The 907-nt window shown below is 63.0% G+C and carries 1 protein-coding gene; it reads left to right on the plus strand.

Annotated features, from left to right (window positions below):
* Positions 1-907: type I glyceraldehyde-3-phosphate dehydrogenase (gene gap, locus QQK43_RS23195; RefSeq protein ID WP_284309643.1), on the plus strand; the 907-nt coding region annotated here is incomplete at both ends.

The following is a 907-nucleotide window of genomic DNA, read 5'->3' on the forward strand; positions in this document are numbered from 1 at the left end:
AGATCGTTGCCATCAACGACCTGCTCGAGCCCGACTACCTGGCCTACATGCTGCAGTACGACAGCGTGCACGGCCGCTTCAAGGGCAGCGTCAGTGTGGAAGGCAACACCCTGGTGGTCAACGGCAAGAAGATCCGCCTGACCGCTGAGAAAGACCCGTCCGCCCTCAAGTGGAACGAAGTCGGCGCCGACGTGGTCATCGAATCCACCGGCATCTTCCTGGACAAGGCCGGTGGCGAAAAGCACCTGGCTGCGGGCGCCAAGAAAGTCATCTTCTCCGCCCCCTCCAAGGACGACACCCCCATGTTCGTCTTCGGCGTCAACGACAAGACCTACGCTGGCCAGGCCATCATCTCCAACGCCAGCTGCACCACCAACTGCCTGGCCCCCGTGGCCAAGGTGCTCAACGACAAGTGGGGCATCAAGCGCGGCCTGATGACCACCGTGCACGCTGCCACCGCCACACAAAAGACCGTGGACGGCCCCAGCAACAAAGACTGGCGCGGTGGCCGCGGCATCCTGGAAAACATCATCCCGTCCTCCACCGGTGCCGCCAAGGCCGTGGGCGTGGTGATCCCCGAGCTGAACAAGAAGCTCACCGGCATGAGCTTCCGCGTGCCGACCTCCGACGTGTCGGTGGTCGACCTGACGGTGGAACTCAACAGCGAAGCCAGCTACGAAGAGATCAAGGCCGAGATGAAGGCGCAAAGCGAAGGCGCGCTCAAGGGCGTGCTGGGCTACACGGAAGACAAGGTGGTGGCCACCGACTTCCGCGGTGAGACCTGCACCAGCGTGTTCGACGCCGACGCCGGCATCGCACTGGACAAGACCTTCGTGAAGGTCGTGAGCTGGTACGACAACGAGTGGGGTTACTCGAACAAGTGCCTGGAGATGGTGCGGGTCGTCGC

The sequence above is a fragment of the Hydrogenophaga electricum genome, assembly GCF_030160815.1.
GTDB lineage: Bacteria > Pseudomonadota > Gammaproteobacteria > Burkholderiales > Burkholderiaceae_C > Hydrogenophaga > Hydrogenophaga electricum.